A 17,200-nucleotide genomic window follows, 5' to 3' on the forward strand; every position below is an offset into this window, starting at 1 on the left:
GAATCCCGGAGGACATCATGACCGCCTACGCCATCGCCCATCTCCAGGAGGTCGATCTCGGGCCCGAGATCGTTGCCTATATCAAGGCGATCGATGCGACGCTTGCGCCGTATCAGGGCCGCTTCGCGATCCATGGCGCGAGCCCGGAAATCGTCGAGGGGCCGTGGCCGGGCGACCTCGTCGTTATCGCCTTTCCCGACATGGAACGCGCCCGCGCCTGGTATGCCTCGCCGGGCTATCAGGCCATCCTCGCCCTGCGGACGCGGCATTCGCGCAGCGTCGCAATGCTGGTCGAGGGCGTGCCCGATGGCTACCGGGCGACCGATGTGCTGGCGAAGCTGAACGCGGCGGCCTAGTGCGCCATGCCGTTCGTCGCGAGCTCGCTCTCGATGAAGGCCCTGACCTCGTCTGCCGCGACGCCCGGCGCGATGAAGCTCTTGCCGATGCCGCGGGCCAGAATGAAGGTCAGCACGCCGCGCTTGACCTTCTTGTCCTGCGCCATGGCGGTCACGATCTCGTCGGCGCTGCCGGCGCCGCCGGGTACCTGCTGGAGACGGCTCGGCAGGCCGACCGCATCGAGATGCCGGGCGACACGCACGGCGTCCTGACCGGGACACAGGCCCAGCCGCTGCGAGAAGCGGAACGCCAGCGCCAGTCCGATCGCGACGGCCTCGCCATGGACCAGGCGGCTTGAATCGTACTTCGTCAGCCGCTCCAGCGCATGGGCGAAGGTATGTCCGAGATTGAGCAAGGCGCGGTCGCCTTCCTCGCGCTCGTCGCGGGCGACGACGGCGGCCTTGGCGCGACAGGCAATGGCGACGGCATGGTCGCGCTCGGGGCCGCCGGCGATGACGCGGCTCCAGTTCGCTTCGCACCAGTCGAAGAAGGCGGGATCGTCGATCAGCCCGTATTTCACCACCTCGGCGTAACCGGCCTTGAACTCGCGCTCGCTCAGCGTGTCGAGCAGGGCGGTGTCGGCGATGACCAGCGCCGGCTGGTGAAAGGCGCCGATCAGGTTCTTGCCATGCGAGGAGTTGATCCCGGTCTTGCCGCCGACCGAGCTGTCGACCTGCGAGAGCAGGCTGGTTGGGATCTGCACGAGGCGCACGCCGCGCCGGAGCACCGAGGCGGCAAAGCCGGCGAGATCGCCGACAACCCCGCCGCCGAGGGCGACGACGAGGTCGTTGCGCTCGATCTTGGCCTCGAGCAAGGCGTCGCAGAGCGCGACGAACTGGCCGTAGGATTTCGAGGCCTCGCCAGGCGGGATCGTGATCCGGGTGGCGGCGATGCCTTCCTGGCTCAGGCAGGATTCGAGAGCCGGTGCATGCAGGGCGCCGACGCTTTCATCCGTGACGATGGCGACCTTGGCCCCCGGCGCGAGCTTGCCGATAAGCGCTGCGGCCTCGCAGAGCTGGTGGCGGCCAATATGGATGTCGTAGCCGCGGCCTTCCAGCGCGACGGGAACGACCACACGGGTCGGTTGGGTCTTCGCAGGCATGGTCATGGCTTGGCCTCGCTGCCGGTTTCGGCACGCAAATAGCCGTCGAGCGCGGCGATTGCGCCCTCGACGACGACATCATGGGGTTCGTCGCGCGAGACCAGAGTGAGATTGGCCAGGGCATAGGTCGGCTCGCGCTCGGCCAGCATGCGCCGCAGTGTCGCCTCGGGGTCTGCGGTCTGCAGCAAGGGGCGGTTCGAGCGCTTGCGGACGCGGCGCATCAGCACGTCGGCATCGGCCTTGAGCCAGAGCGAGATGCCGAGTTCAGCGATCCTTTCCCGCGTCTCGGCATTCATGAAGGCCCCGCCACCCGTTGCCAGGACGAGGGGGGCGCGCGTGCTCAGCACGCGGCTGATGACGCGGCGCTCGCCGTCGCGGAATTCGGCCTCGCCGCGCTGGGCGAAGATCTCGGGGATCGTCATGCCGGCGGCCGTCTCGATCTCGGTATCGGCATCGATGAAAGGCATCCCGAGCCGTGTCGCCAGCCGCTTGCCCACGGAACTCTTGCCGGAGCCCATCATGCCGACGAGCACGACGGCGCGCTGGCCGAGCGCGGCGCGCAACTCCGCGCGGTCGCGGCTATCAATCGTGTCGGCGGTCGTCATTCTGGCATGTCCTCAGGGCCCGTTTAGCACGACCGATCGCGCTCCGTCATGCCCTCCCGCCAGATCGCGGTTGCAACCCGCCGGGACGCGCGTCGCGAGGCGGCCCTTGCGTCCGCGGGCCGGCTTCGGGAATAACCATACAGGCCCGATTCCGCGGGTGCGAAGCTTACAAGGTCGCCCGGTCGTGCCGACACTGTTCAGGTTCATCGCCTTTCTCGCCATCCTCGCCGGGATCATCTTCGGCGGCATGGTCGCGCTGGTGACCTTCGTCGAGCCGCAGCCGCGCGAGATGATCGAAATCGTGCCGCCGGCCAAGCTGCAACCGCGATGAGCCGGCAGGGACGCGCCTGGCTGAAGGCCTATCTCGACATGATGGCGGCCGAGCGCGGCGCCGCCCGCAATACGCTCGAGGCCTATGAGCGCGATATCGACGACTACCTCGAATATCTCGGGGGGAGATCGCCGACCGATGTGACCGCGGACGATATCCGCGGCTGGCTCGGCGATCTCGCGGCGCGCGGGCTGAAGGCCTCCTCGGCTGCACGCAGGCTCTCGGCGCTGCGGCAGTTCCATCGCTTTCTCTATACCGAGGGCTTGTCACCCACCGACCCGTCGGCCGCGATCGAGGGGCCGCGCCAGGGCCGCCCGCTGCCGAAGGTCGTGTCGGTGGGCGATGTCGACCGCCTGATCGAGACTGCACGGCTCGCGATTGAACGCGAGGGGCTGTCGCCAGCGGCCCGGCTGAAGGCGCTGCGGATGCGCTGCCTGATCGAGATGCTGTACGCAACGGGGCTGCGGGTGTCGGAATTGATCGCGCTGCCGCTATCGGCGGCGACGACCCGCGAACGCTTTCTCGTGGTGCGCGGCAAGGGCGACAAGGATCGCCTTGTGCCACTCAATGATGCCGCCCGGCGTGCGGCGCTGGACTATCTCGAGGCGCTGCGCGAGGCTGGCGGGGACGGTTCGCGCTGGCTGTTTCCCTCGGATGGCGAAAGCGGCCACCTGACCCGGCAGGCCTTTGGCCGAGACCTGAAGAGCCTCGGTGCGGCGGCGGGGCTTGCGCCAGCGGCCCTGAGCCCGCATGTGCTGCGCCATGCCTTCGCGAGCCACCTCCTGCAGAATGGCGCCGATCTGCGCGTCGTTCAGGAATTGCTCGGCCATGCAGACATAGCCACCACCCAGATCTACACCCATGTGCTCGATGAGCGGCTGAAAAGCATGGTCCGCGACCTGCATCCGCTCGGCGACAGCGAGGACTGAGAGCATCAAATGGCGCCCCCGACGCTGACCAGCCTGCCGCAGGCCGACTTCGACCGCACGCCCTGGAAGAATGGCGGCGGCATGACGATCGATATCGCCGGCGACTACCGGCAGGGTTCAGAGGTGGGCAGCTGGGCCGGCATGATCTGGCGCTTCGGCCGCACGGCGATCACGGTGCCGGCGCCGTTCTCGGACCTCACGGGTTATGAGCGCATGCAGCTCGTCATCGAGGGATCCGGGCTGGTCCTTGTGGCCGATCACGGCGAGATCGATCTGCGCCGGCCCTTGCGGCCGGTGCGCTATGATGGCGGCCTCCCGCTTGTCAGCCGGCTTGAGAACGGAGCCGTCGAGGTGATCAACCTGATGGCCGACCGGGTTACCTGCGAGATCGACCTCGTCGTGCCCGGGGCCGGCATATCGCTGCCGCTCAGCGAGGGCGCGCATATCCTCTACGCACCCCGCGACGCCGTTTCAGGCGCCTGCGGCGAAGCTGCATTCGCTATCGAGGCCGGCGATGCGCTTCGGATCGACGCGACCGCTGCCCTTTCGCTGAGAATCAGTTCGGGGCTGGCGGTCCTGGCATCCGTCCGCCGCAGGTAGCTTTGCGTCCGGTCAGTGCGGCGCGCGCTTCTTGGCGACTGATTTCGTCGCACTCTGCGCGGCTACGGGGTCGCTGGCCGGAAAGGTGTCCTTCAGCGCGCGGTTCAGCTCGGCATCCTCGCCGCCTTCCCGGGCGGCGCGGCGCTGATCGGCCTGTTCCTTGCGAAGGCTTTCCTTGGCCGGATTTTGCGTCGTGGAGGTAGCCATGACTCGATCCCCTTCGATGGTGTTCAACGTCGTGGTGATGCGGGGAGAACGCGCGAGGCCGCGCTTGCGTTCCGGCGGCAATGCCGGCCAGAACGCGCGCGCAGATGCGCCATGCCCGTGCGATAGCGTGCAGCGCTTGGATTGCGCGGCGGGGCACCCCACCTGAGTGCCCTGACATGATCTGCCCTCTGGTCCTGGCAAGCCGGCATTGCAAGCCGGCAGCCGGAACGCGGGGCCAAAGCGGGGGCCTTCATGGTCGCTTACTCAGTTCTAGACCTCGTCCCCGTCATCGAGGGTGAGCAGCCCGGCGACGCCCTGCGCAAATCCGCCGATCTCGCTCGCCATGCAGAGTCGTTGGGTTTCACCCGCTACTGGGTGGCCGAGCACCACAACATGACGGGCATCGCCAGCGCCGCGACCTCGGTCGTCATCGGCCACCTCGCGGCGGCGACCAAGACCATCCGCGTCGGTGCCGGCGGCATCATGCTCCCCAACCACGCCCCGCTGATCATCGCAGAACAGTTCGGAACGCTGGACGCGCTGTTCCCCGGGCGTATCGACCTTGGGCTGGGCCGAGCGCCCGGCACCGACCAGATGACCATGCGGGCCATGCGGCGCAGCCCGATGGCCTCGGACCAGTTCCCGCAGGACGTGCTGGAGGTGCAGGCCTTCTTCGCGCCGGCCGGTCCCAACCAGGCGATCCAGGCCGTGCCGGGCGCCGGACAGAACGTACCGCTCTGGATTCTGGGCTCCAGCACCTTCGGGGCGCAGCTCGCGGCCGAACTCGGCCTGCCCTATTCCTTCGCCTCGCATTTCGCGCCCGACGAGTTGTTGCGGGCGCTGGCGATCTATCGCGACCGCTTCAAGCCCTCCGAGCAGCTCGAGATGCCCTATGCCATGCCGGGCATCAACGTGATCGCGGCCGATACCGACGAGGAGGCGCAGTACCTGGCGTCGTCCCTGTATCAGCGCTTCGTCGGCATGGTGCGTGGCGCGCGCGGCAAGCTGCAGCCACCGCTGGATATCGAAAGCTACTGGTCGCCCGCCGAAAAGGCGTATGTCTCGCGCATGTTGCGCTATGCCTTCATCGGCTCGCCCGAAACGATCCGGCGCGAGCTTGGCGCCTTCATCGCGGAGACATCCGCCGATGAGATCATGGTCACCGCGCCGATCTATGATCACGCGGCGCGCAAGCGCTCCTACGCGATCCTGGCCGGGGTTGCGGCGGAGCTCGGCAAGTCACGCTCGGCTGCCTGATCTCGCACCGGAACTTTTCGCTCCGGGACGGCGTTCGGCGGTCGAATTCTCACACGCAGTCCCGGAGACTTCATGAAGCTCACGATCGAGGCGACGCTTTCCTATGGCTTTGGCGCCGCCACGCAGGTCATCGCTGCGATCGAGGCGGCGCGATCGCCCGATCAGGTCATTCTGTCCGAGGAACTGGTGATCTTCCCGGATTCCGCGCTGATCCGGGACGCCGACGCCGCGACCGGCGAGCGCCGGTTCCGGGCCGTGCTCTCGGGCCAGGTCGAGATCAGCTATCGCGCCGTCGTCGACAATGGCGCGCGCGCGCCGCTTGCTGCGAACGCCCGCCAGCATGACTGGTCACAGCTGCCGCAGGAGGTCCTAGCCTATCTGCTGCCGAGCCGCTTCAGCCCGTCGGACGAGTTCATGCGCTTTGCCCAGCGCGAGTTCCGGCGGGTTCAGGGCGGCGGCGCGAAAGTGCTGGCGGTGCTGGACTGGCTGCACACCCATCTCGATTATGTCCACGGCGTCAGCCACGCCATGACGACGGCCGAGCAGACCTTCATCGACAGGGCCGGCGTCTGCCGCGACTTCTCGCATCTGGGCATAGCCCTGACGCGGGCGCTCAATATTCCGGCGCGCGCGGTCAGCGCCTATGCGCTCGATCTCGACCCGCCGGATTTCCATGCCGTCTTTGATGTCTATCTCGACGGGCGCTGGTGGCTGGTCGATCCGACTCGGCTGGCGCCGATAGAGGGCATGGTGCGGATCGCCAGCGGGCGCGACGCCGCGGACATCGCCTTCCTCACCAGCGACTATAATTGCCAGTGCCTGAGCCAGACCGTCACGGTCAGGCGGGCATCCGACGAGGCAGGCCAGCAGGCGGCCTGAGGGCTGACAGGGGCGGCCGTCAGGCGGCAAGGCCAGCCCGGCGCGCCGCCCGGATCTGATTGACCGCCAGAGCGACCATGAAGAACGCCGCCTGCACCACGACGATGCAGGGGCCGGTCGAGGCGTCGAGGTGGAAGCTCAGGATGGTGCCGATGATGCTCGACACCGTGGCAACGCCGACCGCGACTGCCAGCATGGCATCGAAGCGGCGGGTGACAAGGTAGCCGACGGCGCCGGGCGCGACCAGCATCGCCACCACCAGGATGATGCCGACCGCCTTGAGTGCTGCGACGATTGTCAGCGCCAGCAGCACGAGCAGCCCGAAATGCAGGATCCGCACGTTCAGTCCGATGGCGCGGGCATGTGCGGGGTCGAAGGCGACGAGCAGAAAATCGCGGCGCTTGGCCAGCATGATCGCGATGGTGGGCACGGCAATCAACGCAGTCTCGCCGATGTCGGCCCAGCGCACGCCGAGCATGTTGCCGAACAGGATGTGCAGCAGGTGCTGGTCGCTATCGACCTTGACGAACATCACCAGCCCGAGCGCGAACATGCCGGAGAAGACGATGCCCATCACGGTGTCCTCCTTCACCCGGCTGTTCTCCTTGAGGTAGCCGATGCCCAGCGAGCAGCCGAGGCCCGCCACGAAGGCGCCCAACGCCAGCGGCAGGCCGGCGATCTGCGCGATGACGATGCCGGGCAGCACGGCGTGCGAGACCGCATCGCCCATCAGCGACCAGCCCTTGAGCACGAGGAAACAGGACAGTACGGCGCAGACGATGCCGACCAGCACGGCGATGATCAGGCCGCGCTGCATGAATTCATGCGCGAGCGGGGCAAGGAGCCAGGTTTCGATCAGCGTCATGCCGAGGGCTCCGAGGCGACGGCGCGCGCGGCCCGCGCGGCTGCCAGACGGCCGTGCTTTGGGGCGAAGACGAAGGCTGCCAGGAACAGCAGCGTTTGCAGCACGACGATCAGCCCGCCGGTCGAGCCGTCGAGGAAATAGCTGACATAGGCGCCGGCCGCGCTGGTGACGACGCCCATGGCGACGGCGATGACGATCAGCCAGCCGAAGCGATCGGCCAGCAGATAGGCGGTGGCGCCGGGCGTGATCACCATGGCGATGACGAGGATGGCGCCGACCGTCTGGAGCGCCGCGACCGCGCAGGCGCTGAGCAACACGAAGAACAGGATCTTGAGCCGCGTCGGCGAGAGGCCGACCGCGCGCGCCTGGTTCTCGTCGAAGAAGACCAGCATCAGGTCCTTCCAGCGCGCGACCAGGATCGCGAGCGAGACGCTGGCGATGATCGCGACCTGGATGACGTCCTCGTCGGAGATGCCCAGGATGTTGCCGAGCACGATCGACTGGACGTTGACCGAGGTCGGATTGATCGAGACGATCAGCAGTCCCACCGCGAAGAAGGTGGTAAAGACGATGCCGATGACGGCATCCTCGCGCAATTGCGTGCGCACCCTGACCAGCGCCATGGCGAGCGCGGCAAGCAGGCCGGAAAAGAAGGCACCGGCAGCGTAGGGCACCTTCAGCAGATAGGCGAGCGCGACGCCGGGCACGATCGCATGCGAGAGCGCGTCGCCCATCAGCGACCAGCCCTTGAGCATCAGGAAGCAGGACAGGAAGGCGCAGACGCCTCCGACCAGCGCCGAGACCCAGATCGCGCGGACCATGTACTGGTACCCGAAAGGTTCGAGCAGCAGTTCCATCATGGCGTGCCCTCGCCATTGCCGGAGGATTTTTCGCCCGCGGGTTTTTCGTGGTCGCGCTCGCCATAGAGCACGAGGGGGCGCTCGTCGTCGGTGATCACCGTGACGCGGCGGACGTCGGCATCGTCGTGAAGTGCGGCGCCTTCCAGCCGGAAATGCCTGAGCGCGCCGCCGAAGGCGCGCTGCAGATTGTCATGGGTGAAGGTCGTCTCGGTCGGGCCGGCGGCCAGCACGGTCTTGTTGATGATCACGACCTGGTCGCAGAAATCGGGGATCGAGCCGAGATTATGGGTCGAGACCAGCATCAGCCGGCCCTCGTCGCGCAGCTCGCGCATTAAAGCGACAATCTGGTCCTCGGTCTTGACGTCGACGCCCGTGAAGGGCTCGTCGAGCAGGATGACACGGCCGCCCTGCGCCAAAGCGCGGGCGAGAAAGACGCGCTTCCGCTGCCCGCCCGACAATTCGCCAATCTGGCGGCGGCGGAATTCGAGCATGTTGACGCGGGCGAGCGCCTGGTCGACCGCCTCGCGGTCTGCCGCTCCGGCGATCCGCAGAAAGCCCATATGGCCGTAGCGGCCCATCATCACGACATCGTCGACGAGGACCGGGAAGCTCCAGTCGACCTCCTCGGCCTGCGGGACATAGGAGACGAGCCCGCGCTTGAGCGCCTTGCGCACCGCCATGCCGGCGATGGAGACGGTGCCGCGCGCGGGCTTCAAAAAGCCCATCAGCGTCTTGAACAGCGTCGACTTGCCGGAGCCGTTGATGCCCACGAGCGCGCAGATCGTGCCGGGCCCAAGCGCGAACGAGGCGTCGTTCACGGCAGTGACGCCATTGCTGTAGCGGACGGTCACGCCCTCGACCGAGATCGAGGGCATGACGCTTGCGTCGGTCGGCAGTCGCCCGGCGTGGATGTTCACTGTCCGAACCCCTTTGCGACGGTGTCGACGGTGACTTCGAGCAGCTTCAGGAAGGTCGGGACAGGCCCGTCTGCCGTCGAGAGCGAGTCGACATAGAGCACGCCGCCATAGGCCGCGCCGGTCTCGCGCGCGACCTGCTTCGCCGGCTTGTCGGATATCGTGCTCTCGCTGAACACGGCCGGGATCTTGTTCTTGCGCATCAGGTCGATCAGCCTGCGCACCTGCTGCGGCGTGCCCTGCTCGTCGGCGTTGATCGGCCAGAGATAGGCTTCGCGCCAGCCATAGTCGCGGGCGAGATAGCTGAAGGCGCCCTCGCTGGTGACGAGCCAGCGCTTGTCCTCCGGCACCTTGTCAAGGCGCGCGCGCAGGGGCGCGTCCGTCGCCTTCAAGGCCTCTGAATAGGTTTTTGCGTTCTCTGCATAGGTTTGCGAGTTGGCGGGGTCGGCCTCGCTCAGCGCCTTGCGGATGTTCTCGACATAGATCAGCGCGTTCTGGGTCGACATCCAGGCATGGGGGTTGGGCTTGCCCTCATAGGGGCCTTCCTTGATGCCCATCGGCGCGATGCCGTCGGTCACCACAGCGCTCTTCACGTTCTTGACGTTCTCGAAGAAGCGCTCGAACCAGCGCTCGAGGTTCATCCCGTTCCAGAGCACGAGGTCGGCGGACTGCGCCTTGACCACGTCGAGCGGCGTCGGCTGGTAGTCGTGAATCTCGGCGCCCGGCTTGGTGATCGATTCGACCACCGCGGCCTTGCCCGCGACATTTTGGGCGATGTCCTGGATCACCGTGAAGGTGGTGACGACGCGCAAGGGCTTGCCGGATGCGGTTTGCGCCAAGGCCGGCCCTGCTCTCACAACGGATGCGGCGATTGCCGCAATCAGCCCCAAGCCCATGAGAATACGACGCAAATGCATGGTGTCTCCAGTCGGCTTACGTTCCGCCAACTTTACGCTATTGCAAAGCACTTGCATCTGTCAATGCAGTTGCGAACGATTTGCGATAAGAGTCGATTTTGCAAATGCGTCTCAAAATTGGTATGTCGAGGCATGAGCGGAATCGAGCAGCGCGTGGCCATCTTCGAGGGCCAGATCAGGAATGCCGGCCTGCGGATGACGCAGCAGCGCCGGCTCATCCTGCGTGTGCTGGCCGAGGCCGACGACCATCCCGACGCCAAGGGCATCTTCACCCGGGCCTTTGCGCATGACCCGACGCTGTCGCTCTCGACGGTCTACCGGACCATGAAGCTGCTGGAATCGCAGGGTGCGATCGAGCGCCACGCGTTCGAGGATGGCGTGTCGCGCTACGAGCATGCCGACCAGGAACATCACGACCATCTCATCGATATCGAGAGCGGGCAGGTGATCGAGTTCGCCTCGGACGCGATCGAGGAGCTGCAGCGCCGGATCGCTGCCGAACTCGGCTATGAACTCGTGCGCCACCGGCTCGAGCTGTACGGGCGCAAGATGCCTGAGAAGCAGCCGAAGTCGCAGAAGGGCTGAGCGGCTCGTCCTCATGCTCACCCTGGCTCAACGCCGCATCAATCCGTGGCGGGCCAACGGCACGACCGTCATTGCGAGGAGCGCAGCGACGAAGCAATCCAGAATGGCGTAGCGCACTGCCGCCCCTGGATTGCTTCACTGACGCTCGCAATGACGGTTCGGTCCGATCAGAACGTGCTCTGATCCGAAGCCCCGGAGTGACGGGCTGCGCCCGCGGCTTCGGAATGCCTTGAGAGGGCCTGATACGAAAATGCCCGGGACGAGCCCGGGCATGATCTGTTGCAGATAGAGGTGGTCGCTCAGCCGGCCTTGCGCTTGTTCTGGCGGTTGGCGATGAGGTCGTCGACGACGGCCGGGTCGGCCAGCGTCGAGGTGTCGCCGAGCGCGGAGAACTCGTCCTCGGCGATCTTGCGCAGGATGCGGCGCATGATCTTTCCCGACCGGGTCTTTGGCAGGCCGGGCGCCCACTGGATCAGGTCCGGCGAGGCGATCGGCCCGATCTCGTTGCGGACATAGGCCACGAGCTCCTTGCGCAGATCGTCGCTCGGCTTCTCGCCGTTCATCAGGGTGACATAGGCGTAGATCCCCTGGCCCTTGATGTCGTGKGGATAGCCGACGACCGCGGCTTCCGAGACCGACGGGTGCGCGACCAGCGCCGATTCGACTTCCGCCGTGCCCATGCGGTGGCCGGAGACGTTGATGACGTCGTCGACGCGGCCGGTGATCCAGTAGTAGCCATCGGCATCGCGACGGCAGCCGTCGCCGGTGAAGTACTTGTTCGGGTAGGTCGCGAAATAGGTTTCCTCAAAGCGCTTGTGGTCGCCATAGACCGTGCGCATCTGGCCGGGCCAACTTTCGGCGATGACGAGATTGCCCTCGCAGGCGCCCTCCATGACCTTGCCCTCGGCATCGACGATCTCGGGCCGGATGCCGAAGAAGGGGCGCGTCGCCGAGCCGGGCTTGAGCTTGGTCGCGCCGGGCAGCGGCGTGATCAGGATGCCGCCGGTCTCGGTCTGCCACCAGGTGTCGACGATCGGGCAGCGATGGTCGCCGACGACGCGGTGATACCACTCCCAGGCTTCCGGATTGATCGGCTCGCCGACCGATCCGAGCAGGCGCAGCGACTTGCGCTTGGTCTTCTTCACCGGCTCCTCGCCTGCGCCCATGAGGGCGCGGATCGCGGTCGGCGCAGTGTAGAAGGTGTTGACCTTGTGCTTGTCGATGACCTCCCAGAACCGGGAGATCGTCGGATAGGTCGGGATACCCTCGAACATCAGCGTGGTCGCGCCATTGGCGAGGGGGCCATAGAGGATGTAGCTGTGGCCGGTCACCCAGCCGACGTCGGCGGTGCACCAGTAGACGTCGCCGTCATGGTAGTCGAAGACATATTGGTGGGTCATCGCGGTATAGACGAGGTAGCCCGCGGTCGTGTGCAGGACGCCCTTCGGCTTGCCGGTCGAACCCGAGGTGTAGAGCAGGAAGAGCGGATCCTCCGCCTTCATCTCGGCGGGCGGGCAATGGCCGGAGACCTTGGCGGCCTCGTCGTGATACCAGACGTCGCGGCCATCCTGCATGGTGACAGTGCCGCCGGTCCGCTTGACGACGACGACCTTGCCGATGCCGCCCTTCACCTTGGCGTGCGCGGCGTCGACGTTCTTCTTCAGAGGGACCGCGCGTCCGCCGCGCAGGCCCTCATCGGCGGTGATGACGATGTTGGAATCCGAATCCTCGATGCGGCTCGCCAGCGAATCCGGCGAGAAGCCGCCGAAGACGACGGAATGGATCGCGCCGATGCGGGCGCAGGCCAGCATCGCATAGGCCGCTTCCGGTATCATCGGCAGGTAGATCGTGACACGGTCGCCCTTCTTCACGCCGTTGGCGCGCAGCACGTTCGCGAACCTGCAGACCTCTGTGTAGAGCTGGCCGTAGGTGATCTTCTTGGATTCGGAGGGGTCGTCGCCCTCCCAGATGATCGCGGTCTGGCTGGCGCGCGTGGCGAGATGCCTGTCGATGCAGTTATGGGCGACGTTGGTGGTGCCGTCTTCATACCATTTGATCGAGACCTTGCCGGGCTTGTAGCTGGCGTTGCGCACCTTGGTGTAGGGCTTGAACCAGTCGATGCGCTTGCCGTGCTCGGCCCAGAACTTGTCGGGGTCCTTGATCGAGGCCGCATACATCTTCTTGTATTTGGCGTCGTTCAGATAGGCCTTCTTGGCCCATGCGGCGGGCACATCGTAGGTGGTCTCGGACATTATAGGCGTCTCCCCAGACTTGGGCCGTCTTCTGAATTTCTGGAGTCGGGCCTGCGCGATGATGCGATGGTCGTCCGCTTCCTTCGAATTGCAGATATCATAGGGTGCGTGGCCCCAGCGGCAAGCCATTGTGCGTCGCACTTTCGTGGCACGGCCATGCCGTGGTCGCGGCTCGCGCGGGAAGTTGTCCCCGGATGCCGGGAGGTCGTGCTAACCTCGCTCGGCTGGAGAGCGGCGATGGCAAGAAACATCTGCATCTTCTCTGACGGCACCGGGCAGGCCGGCGGCGCCAACCCGATCAACTGGACCAATGTCTATCGCCTGTTCATGGCGACGCGGGAGGCCGACCTCGCGGGTCAACTCTGCTTCTACGACCCCGGGCTCGGCTCGAATCCCGACAGTGGCGAGATTCGCGGCCCGTTCCGCCGTTTCAAGGACATGCTCGCCAAGGCCACCGGCTACGGCATCACCGACAACATCATCGACTGCTATGCAGCCCTTCTGCTTGGCTACGAGCCCGGTGACCGGATCTTCCTGTTCGGCTTCAGCCGTGGCGCCTACACCGTGCGCAGTCTCGGCGGCGTGCTCGGCCTCTGCGGCATTCCGGCTGGCCTGCCAAAGGTCAGGCATTGGCAGGATTTTGTGGAGGCGATCGCCGAGCCGTCTCTGCGCAAGCTGGCGTCGGAGGCCGTCGAGGACGTCTACATGGTCAAGGACGATGCCGAGCGCGCCCGCGCCGCGGCGGATTTTCGCCGCCGGCACGGCACCAGCCCGACACCGCCCTTCTTCGTCGGGGTCTGGGACACGGTGCGGGCGCTGGGCCTGCCGGCGATCGGGAGCATGCCCGGCCGGCACAAATTCCACGATCCCGTGCTGAACCCGGCCGTGCCGCATGGCCGGCAGGCGCTGGCGATCGACGAGAACCGCCAGGTTTTCGCACCCGAGATCTGGGACGAGCGCGCGGCTCCGCACGGCCAGATCAGGCAGATCTGGTTTGCCGGGGTCCATACTGATATCGGCGGCGGCTACGGCCTGCAGATGGGGCTGTCGGACCTGACGTTGCGCTGGATGATCGACGAGGCGCGCGCGGCGAGTCCGGCTTTGCTCGTGGAGCCGGAACTGATCGCGGGACTCCGTCCCGATGCACTGGGCCAGCAGCATGACGAGCGCGCGACCTCCTGGCTGCCCTGGAGCGAGGGCACGCGCGAGAGTTTTGTCGCCGACGCCTACCAGCCGCAACCGGCCGCGATGGCTGCGGCCGTCGAGCCGCGCCTGCAGGCGCCAAGCGTGCCGATCCTCGACCGGCGCGCGCCATATCGCCCGCGCGCGCTGTCGGCGTATCCGCCCTTCGCGCGCTATTACGGGCGGTAACCGTCATTGCGAGGAGCGTAGAGACGAAGCAAGCCTGGGGGACGTAGCGCTCTGCATCTGCTGGATTGCTTCGCTCACGCTCGCAATGACGAGTGGCGCCTCAGAGACCGCCCATCTTGCAGACGATGTCCCATTCCTCGTCCGTCACGGGCTGCACCGAGAGCCGGAACGAGGTGACGAGCGCCATCTTCGAGAGCTCCGGAGTCGCCTTCACATGGGCCAGCGTCACCGGCTTCGGCATCGGCTTCACGGCCTTGAAATCGACCAGCACCCAGGGCTCGCCGGGGATCCAGTTATAGGCCTCCTTGATGACCTCGACGATGCCGACGACCTCGAGCCCCTCGTTGGAGTGGTAGAAGAAGACCTGCTCGCCCTTCTTCATCGCCATCAGGTTGAGCTTGGCGGTGTGGTTCTTCACGCCGTCCCAATGCGTGCCCGCTTCGCCGGCCGCGATCTGCTGGTCCCAGGACCATTTCGACGGTTCGGATTTGATCAGCCAATGCGCCATCAGGCTTCGTCCTCTGCTTCCTTCAGCGGGTTCGGCGGCCGTGAGGCGGCCTCACCCTGCTCGTTCCAGAACCGCACCATCTCGCGGGTCAGGGCGGCGTAATCCTTCGGCTCGAGCTCGACCCGGACCTCGCCCTCGCCGAAAGGCAGGATCAGCACGAAGCGGTGAGTATCCTCGGCGCGACGGCGGCGATGCTGGATCACCGGCGCAGCGATCCGTCCCGAGAGCGGAACGGGCTGGCTCTCGGCGACAAGCTCGGATCCGGTGGTCTTGCGCACCTCCTTGAGCCCGCGCGCGACGCGCTTCGTCAAGTCAGACCAGTCGTTCGCCATGGTTCATGTCTCCCTCAGATCTCGGCGCGGATCGGCCGGGCCAGCAGGCCGGCGACCGCATCGCGCACGCCGATGCGGCCGGCGATGATGGCCGCGACCGCTTCGGCAATCGGCATCTCGGTGTCATGCGCCCGCGCCATTTCCGCAAGGATCGAAGCAGTAAAGGCGCCCTCGGCGAGCTTTCCGCCCGAGGCCTCGGCCACCGGCTTGCCTTGGCCGAGCGCGAGGCCGAACGAGAAATTGCGCGATTGCGGCGAGGCGCAGCTGAGCACGACATCGCCCAGCCCCGAAAGGCCCATCAGCGTCTCGCTCTGCGCCCCAAAAGCCGCGCCGAAGCGCCGCAGTTCGGAGAAACCGCGCGCGACCAGGGCGGCGCGGGCACTCTCGCCATAGCCGAGGCCGATCGCGATGCCGGCCGCAATGGCGAGCACGTTCTTGGCGGCGCCGCCGATCTCGACGCCGCGCGGGTCGCTGCTGTGATAGATGCGGAAGGCCGGCGAACTCAGCGCCTCGGCCAGCTGTTGCGCCAGGTCGGCATCGCTTGACGCCAGCGTCACGGCGGTCGGCAGGCCGCGCCCGATATCGGTGGCAAAACTCGGACCCGACAGGATCGCGGCCGGCGATCCCGGCCAGGTCTCGGCGATGATCTGCGTGGTGAAGCGCCCCGTCGCCTGCTCGATGCCTTTTGCGGCCGAAACGACCGGACGGCCCGCCGGCAGCGTTGCCGCCAGCGCCGTGCAGACGTCGCGCAGGCTCTGGGTCGGTACCGCAACCACCAGCGCGTCGGCTTGTGCGAGGTCGGCGAGCACCGAGGTCGCGTTCACGGCTGGCGGCAGGATCGTGCCGGGCAGATGCGGGCTCTCTCCGGTCTGCCGGATCGTGGCGATGGATCCCGCGTCGCGCGCCCAGAACAGCACCTCGCGCCCGGCCCGGGCCGCCGCGAGCGCGAGAGCCGTGCCATAGGCACCGCCGCCGACAATGCCGATGGTGGAGATAGTCGCGGCCGTGCCGCTCATGCCCCGACCGGGAGCTGTTGCGGGGCAGGCTCCGGCTGGGCGAGGTCCTGCGGCCGCAATTCGTCGAGCGGCCAGCGCGGACGGGCGATGGCGCTCATGTCGTCGATCAGGCCCAGGCGCAGGCGCTCCAGCCCGGCCCAAGCGATCATCGCGCCATTGTCGCCGCACAGCGCCATCGGCGGCGCCACCATCGGCAGGCCGGCTTCGGTCGCAAGCCGCGTCAGCCCGCGCCGGATCGGCTGGTTGGCCGCGACGCCGCCGGCCACGACCAGCGCCGTCGGCATGATGCCGGCGGTGCGGCAGGCGCGGAGCCCCGCCCGCGTGCGGTCGACCATCACGTCGACGACGGCGGCCTGGAAGGAGGCGCAGAGATCGGCGACATCGCGGTCCGAAAGTGGCGCGATCCGCTCTGCCACCAGTCGAACAGCCGTCTTCAGGCCCGACAGCGAAAAGTCGGGGTTGGGCCGGCCGCTCATCGGGCGCGGGAAATCGAAGCGCTCGGGATCGCCCTTGTCAGCTTCCTTCTCGACCGACGGCCCACCGGGATAGGGCAGGCCCAGCATCTTCGCGATCTTGTCGAAGGCTTCTCCGACGGCGTCGTCGATCGTGCCGCCGAGCTTGAGATAATCGCCGACGCCGCGCACCGCGAGCAATTGCGTGTGTCCGCCGGAGACCAGCAGCAGCAGATAGGGGAAGGCGAGGTCGTCGGTGAGGCGCGCCGTCAGCGCATGGGCCTCGAGATGGTTGACCGCGATGAAGGGCTTTCCGGTCACCAGCGCGATCGCCTTGCCCGTGGTGAGGCCGACCATCACGCCGCCGACAAGGCCGGGCCCGGCCGCGGCTGCGACAGCGTCGATATCGGAGGGCTTCAGGCCGGCCGTGGCAAAGGCGCGCGCCACGACGCGGTCGATCGCCTCGACATGGGCGCGGGCCGCGATCTCGGGCACGACGCCGCCGAAGGCTGCATGTGCGGCGATCTGACTCAGCACCTCGTTCGACAGGATCGTGGTTTCGCCTGAGCGCGCGACGCCGACGATGGCGGCCGCTGTCTCGTCACAGGTCGTCTCTATGCCCAGAACACGCATGAGGATTGAGTTTGATCTCGCTGAGGGAATGGGTGCGGCGAATGGGAGCAGGTGAAGCGGCAGGCGGGATGGCGTGACTGCCGACGGTTTCACGCCGGCAATTCCCCCGTATAGTGCGCGCGCAACCATAAGGCCAAGGGGCCGACGAGCCGAGCGCGGGATAGATCGCGCCATCGCCGGCATCGAGAC

At 66.9% G+C, this 17,200-nt stretch carries 20 protein-coding genes; 8 read left to right on the forward strand and 12 right to left on the reverse strand.

Annotation, left to right across the window (positions count from 1 at the left end):
* The first annotated feature begins 17 nt into the window (after positions 1-17).
* Complete coding sequence (locus AC1D2L_RS13505; RefSeq protein WP_476846385.1) at positions 18-356, forward strand: DUF1330 domain-containing protein; 339 nt, start codon at positions 18-20, stop codon at positions 354-356.
* Here the strand turns inward: AC1D2L_RS13505 and aroB are convergent.
* Together aroB and AC1D2L_RS13515 are read right to left on the reverse strand one after the other, a co-directional pair.
* The gene (gene aroB, locus AC1D2L_RS13510) at positions 353-1,504 is read right to left on the reverse strand and encodes a 3-dehydroquinate synthase (protein WP_476846386.1); all 1,152 of its coding nucleotides are present in this window, start codon (positions 1,502-1,504) and stop codon (positions 353-355) included. The genes AC1D2L_RS13505 and aroB overlap by 4 nt on opposite strands.
* Positions 1,501-2,103, reverse strand: coding sequence for a shikimate kinase (locus AC1D2L_RS13515; RefSeq protein ID WP_476846387.1), 603 nt, complete (start codon positions 2,101-2,103; stop codon positions 1,501-1,503). Before AC1D2L_RS13515 ends, aroB begins: the two co-directional genes overlap by 4 nt.
* A 184-nt stretch (positions 2,104-2,287) precedes the next feature.
* Between AC1D2L_RS13515 and AC1D2L_RS13520 the strand changes: the two genes are divergently transcribed.
* The 3 genes from AC1D2L_RS13520 to AC1D2L_RS13530 are packed head-to-tail and all read left to right on the forward strand — an operon-like array spanning position 2,288 to position 3,963.
* The gene (locus AC1D2L_RS13520; RefSeq protein WP_476846388.1) at positions 2,288-2,434 is read left to right on the forward strand and encodes a histidine kinase; all 147 of its coding nucleotides are present in this window, start codon (positions 2,288-2,290) and stop codon (positions 2,432-2,434) included.
* Positions 2,431-3,363, forward strand: coding sequence for a site-specific tyrosine recombinase XerD (locus AC1D2L_RS13525; RefSeq protein ID WP_476846389.1), 933 nt, complete (start codon positions 2,431-2,433; stop codon positions 3,361-3,363). The genes AC1D2L_RS13520 and AC1D2L_RS13525 overlap by 4 nt, the downstream gene beginning before the upstream one ends.
* Before the next feature lie 9 nt (positions 3,364-3,372).
* Positions 3,373-3,963, forward strand: coding sequence for a HutD/Ves family protein (locus tag AC1D2L_RS13530; RefSeq protein WP_476846390.1), 591 nt, complete (start codon positions 3,373-3,375; stop codon positions 3,961-3,963).
* A 12-nt stretch (positions 3,964-3,975) separates the two neighbouring features.
* On the opposite strand, the gene AC1D2L_RS13535 is transcribed toward AC1D2L_RS13530, so the two are convergent.
* Positions 3,976-4,170, reverse strand: a complete 195-nt coding sequence (locus tag AC1D2L_RS13535) for a hypothetical protein (RefSeq protein WP_476846593.1) — start codon at positions 4,168-4,170, stop codon at positions 3,976-3,978.
* Between the two features lie 252 nt (positions 4,171-4,422).
* Here AC1D2L_RS13535 and AC1D2L_RS13540 point away from each other — a divergent pair, with 252 nt between their 5' ends.
* Both AC1D2L_RS13540 and AC1D2L_RS13545 read left to right on the forward strand, forming a co-directional pair.
* Positions 4,423-5,427: an LLM class flavin-dependent oxidoreductase gene (locus AC1D2L_RS13540; RefSeq protein ID WP_476846391.1), complete on the forward strand. Its 1,005-nt coding sequence runs from the start codon at positions 4,423-4,425 to the stop codon at positions 5,425-5,427.
* Between the two features lie 72 nt (positions 5,428-5,499).
* On the forward strand, positions 5,500-6,306 hold the full coding sequence (locus AC1D2L_RS13545; RefSeq protein ID WP_476846392.1) for a transglutaminase-like domain-containing protein: 807 nt from the start codon (positions 5,500-5,502) through the stop codon (positions 6,304-6,306).
* 19 nt (positions 6,307-6,325) lie between these two features.
* Here AC1D2L_RS13545 and AC1D2L_RS13550 read toward each other — a convergent pair whose 3' ends face one another.
* Genes AC1D2L_RS13550 through AC1D2L_RS13565 form a run of 4 tightly spaced genes read right to left on the reverse strand, consistent with a single transcriptional unit; the run spans position 6,326 to position 9,862 of the window.
* Positions 6,326-7,171: a metal ABC transporter permease gene (locus AC1D2L_RS13550; protein ID WP_476846393.1), complete on the reverse strand. Its 846-nt coding sequence runs from the start codon at positions 7,169-7,171 to the stop codon at positions 6,326-6,328.
* On the reverse strand, positions 7,168-8,031 hold the full coding sequence (locus AC1D2L_RS13555) for a metal ABC transporter permease (protein WP_476846394.1): 864 nt from the start codon (positions 8,029-8,031) through the stop codon (positions 7,168-7,170). Before AC1D2L_RS13555 ends, AC1D2L_RS13550 begins: the two co-directional genes overlap by 4 nt.
* Positions 8,028-8,906: a manganese/iron ABC transporter ATP-binding protein gene (locus AC1D2L_RS13560; RefSeq protein ID WP_476846583.1), complete on the reverse strand. Its 879-nt coding sequence runs from the start codon at positions 8,904-8,906 to the stop codon at positions 8,028-8,030. Before AC1D2L_RS13560 ends, AC1D2L_RS13555 begins: the two co-directional genes overlap by 4 nt.
* Before the next feature lie 38 nt (positions 8,907-8,944).
* Positions 8,945-9,862, reverse strand: coding sequence for a metal ABC transporter substrate-binding protein (locus tag AC1D2L_RS13565; protein ID WP_476846395.1), 918 nt, complete (start codon positions 9,860-9,862; stop codon positions 8,945-8,947).
* Positions 9,863-9,994: 132 nt separating this feature from the next.
* On the opposite strand from AC1D2L_RS13565, the gene AC1D2L_RS13570 reads away from it, so the two are divergent.
* Complete coding sequence (locus AC1D2L_RS13570) at positions 9,995-10,447, forward strand: Fur family transcriptional regulator (protein ID WP_476846396.1); 453 nt, start codon at positions 9,995-9,997, stop codon at positions 10,445-10,447.
* Positions 10,448-10,746: 299 nt separating this feature from the next.
* On the opposite strand, the gene acs is transcribed toward AC1D2L_RS13570, so the two are convergent.
* Positions 10,747-12,699, reverse strand: a complete 1,953-nt coding sequence (gene acs, locus AC1D2L_RS13575) for an acetate--CoA ligase (protein ID WP_476846397.1) — start codon at positions 12,697-12,699, stop codon at positions 10,747-10,749.
* Positions 12,700-12,936: 237 nt separating this feature from the next.
* Here acs and AC1D2L_RS13580 point away from each other — a divergent pair, with 237 nt between their 5' ends.
* Complete coding sequence (locus tag AC1D2L_RS13580) at positions 12,937-14,070, forward strand: DUF2235 domain-containing protein (RefSeq protein ID WP_476846398.1); 1,134 nt, start codon at positions 12,937-12,939, stop codon at positions 14,068-14,070.
* A gap of 100 nt (positions 14,071-14,170) precedes the next feature.
* Here AC1D2L_RS13580 and AC1D2L_RS13585 read toward each other — a convergent pair whose 3' ends face one another.
* Genes AC1D2L_RS13585 through tsaD form a run of 4 tightly spaced genes read right to left on the reverse strand, consistent with a single transcriptional unit; the run spans position 14,171 to position 17,011 of the window.
* On the reverse strand, positions 14,171-14,578 hold the full coding sequence (locus AC1D2L_RS13585) for an EVE domain-containing protein (protein WP_476846399.1): 408 nt from the start codon (positions 14,576-14,578) through the stop codon (positions 14,171-14,173).
* Positions 14,578-14,910, reverse strand: a complete 333-nt coding sequence (locus AC1D2L_RS13590) for a hypothetical protein (RefSeq protein ID WP_476846400.1) — start codon at positions 14,908-14,910, stop codon at positions 14,578-14,580. Before AC1D2L_RS13590 ends, AC1D2L_RS13585 begins: the two co-directional genes overlap by 1 nt.
* A gap of 14 nt (positions 14,911-14,924) precedes the next feature.
* Entirely contained in the window at positions 14,925-15,926 is a 1,002-nt protein-coding gene (locus AC1D2L_RS13595) for an NAD(P)H-dependent glycerol-3-phosphate dehydrogenase (RefSeq protein WP_476846401.1), read from the reverse strand.
* Entirely contained in the window at positions 15,923-17,011 is a 1,089-nt protein-coding gene (gene tsaD, locus AC1D2L_RS13600; protein WP_476846402.1) for a tRNA (adenosine(37)-N6)-threonylcarbamoyltransferase complex transferase subunit TsaD, read from the reverse strand. Before tsaD ends, AC1D2L_RS13595 begins: the two co-directional genes overlap by 4 nt.
* Positions 17,012-17,200 lie beyond the last annotated feature (189 nt).

The sequence above is a fragment of the Allobosea sp. P1_B10 genome (genome assembly GCF_056406735.1).

Excerpts from the sequence above, each read along its gene's own strand:
- AC1D2L_RS13565 (WP_476846395.1), bottom strand. The coding sequence starts at position 9,862 with ATGCATTTGCGTCGTATTCTCATGGGCTTGGGGCTGATTGCGGCAATC.
- AC1D2L_RS13535 (WP_476846593.1), bottom strand. The coding sequence starts at position 4,170 with ATGGCTACCTCCACGACGCAAAATCCGGCCAAGGAAAGCCTTCGCAAG.
- AC1D2L_RS13570 (WP_476846396.1), top strand. The coding sequence starts at position 9,995 with ATGAGCGGAATCGAGCAGCGCGTGGCCATCTTCGAGGGCCAGATCAGG.
- AC1D2L_RS13555 (WP_476846394.1), bottom strand. The coding sequence starts at position 8,031 with ATGATGGAACTGCTGCTCGAACCTTTCGGGTACCAGTACATGGTCCGC.
- AC1D2L_RS13530 (WP_476846390.1), top strand. The coding sequence starts at position 3,373 with ATGGCGCCCCCGACGCTGACCAGCCTGCCGCAGGCCGACTTCGACCGC.
- AC1D2L_RS13505 (WP_476846385.1), top strand. The coding sequence starts at position 18 with ATGACCGCCTACGCCATCGCCCATCTCCAGGAGGTCGATCTCGGGCCC.
- AC1D2L_RS13545 (WP_476846392.1), top strand. The coding sequence starts at position 5,500 with ATGAAGCTCACGATCGAGGCGACGCTTTCCTATGGCTTTGGCGCCGCC.
- AC1D2L_RS13550 (WP_476846393.1), bottom strand. The coding sequence starts at position 7,171 with ATGACGCTGATCGAAACCTGGCTCCTTGCCCCGCTCGCGCATGAATTC.
- AC1D2L_RS13515 (WP_476846387.1), bottom strand. The coding sequence starts at position 2,103 with ATGACGACCGCCGACACGATTGATAGCCGCGACCGCGCGGAGTTGCGC.
- AC1D2L_RS13580 (WP_476846398.1), top strand. The coding sequence starts at position 12,937 with ATGGCAAGAAACATCTGCATCTTCTCTGACGGCACCGGGCAGGCCGGC.
- AC1D2L_RS13590 (WP_476846400.1), bottom strand. The coding sequence starts at position 14,910 with ATGGCGAACGACTGGTCTGACTTGACGAAGCGCGTCGCGCGCGGGCTC.
- AC1D2L_RS13525 (WP_476846389.1), top strand. The coding sequence starts at position 2,431 with ATGAGCCGGCAGGGACGCGCCTGGCTGAAGGCCTATCTCGACATGATG.
- tsaD (WP_476846402.1), bottom strand. The coding sequence starts at position 17,011 with ATGCGTGTTCTGGGCATAGAGACGACCTGTGACGAGACAGCGGCCGCC.
- AC1D2L_RS13585 (WP_476846399.1), bottom strand. The coding sequence starts at position 14,578 with ATGGCGCATTGGCTGATCAAATCCGAACCGTCGAAATGGTCCTGGGAC.
- AC1D2L_RS13595 (WP_476846401.1), bottom strand. The coding sequence starts at position 15,926 with ATGAGCGGCACGGCCGCGACTATCTCCACCATCGGCATTGTCGGCGGC.
- aroB (WP_476846386.1), bottom strand. The coding sequence starts at position 1,504 with ATGACCATGCCTGCGAAGACCCAACCGACCCGTGTGGTCGTTCCCGTC.
- AC1D2L_RS13560 (WP_476846583.1), bottom strand. The coding sequence starts at position 8,906 with ATGCCCTCGATCTCGGTCGAGGGCGTGACCGTCCGCTACAGCAATGGC.
- AC1D2L_RS13540 (WP_476846391.1), top strand. The coding sequence starts at position 4,423 with ATGGTCGCTTACTCAGTTCTAGACCTCGTCCCCGTCATCGAGGGTGAG.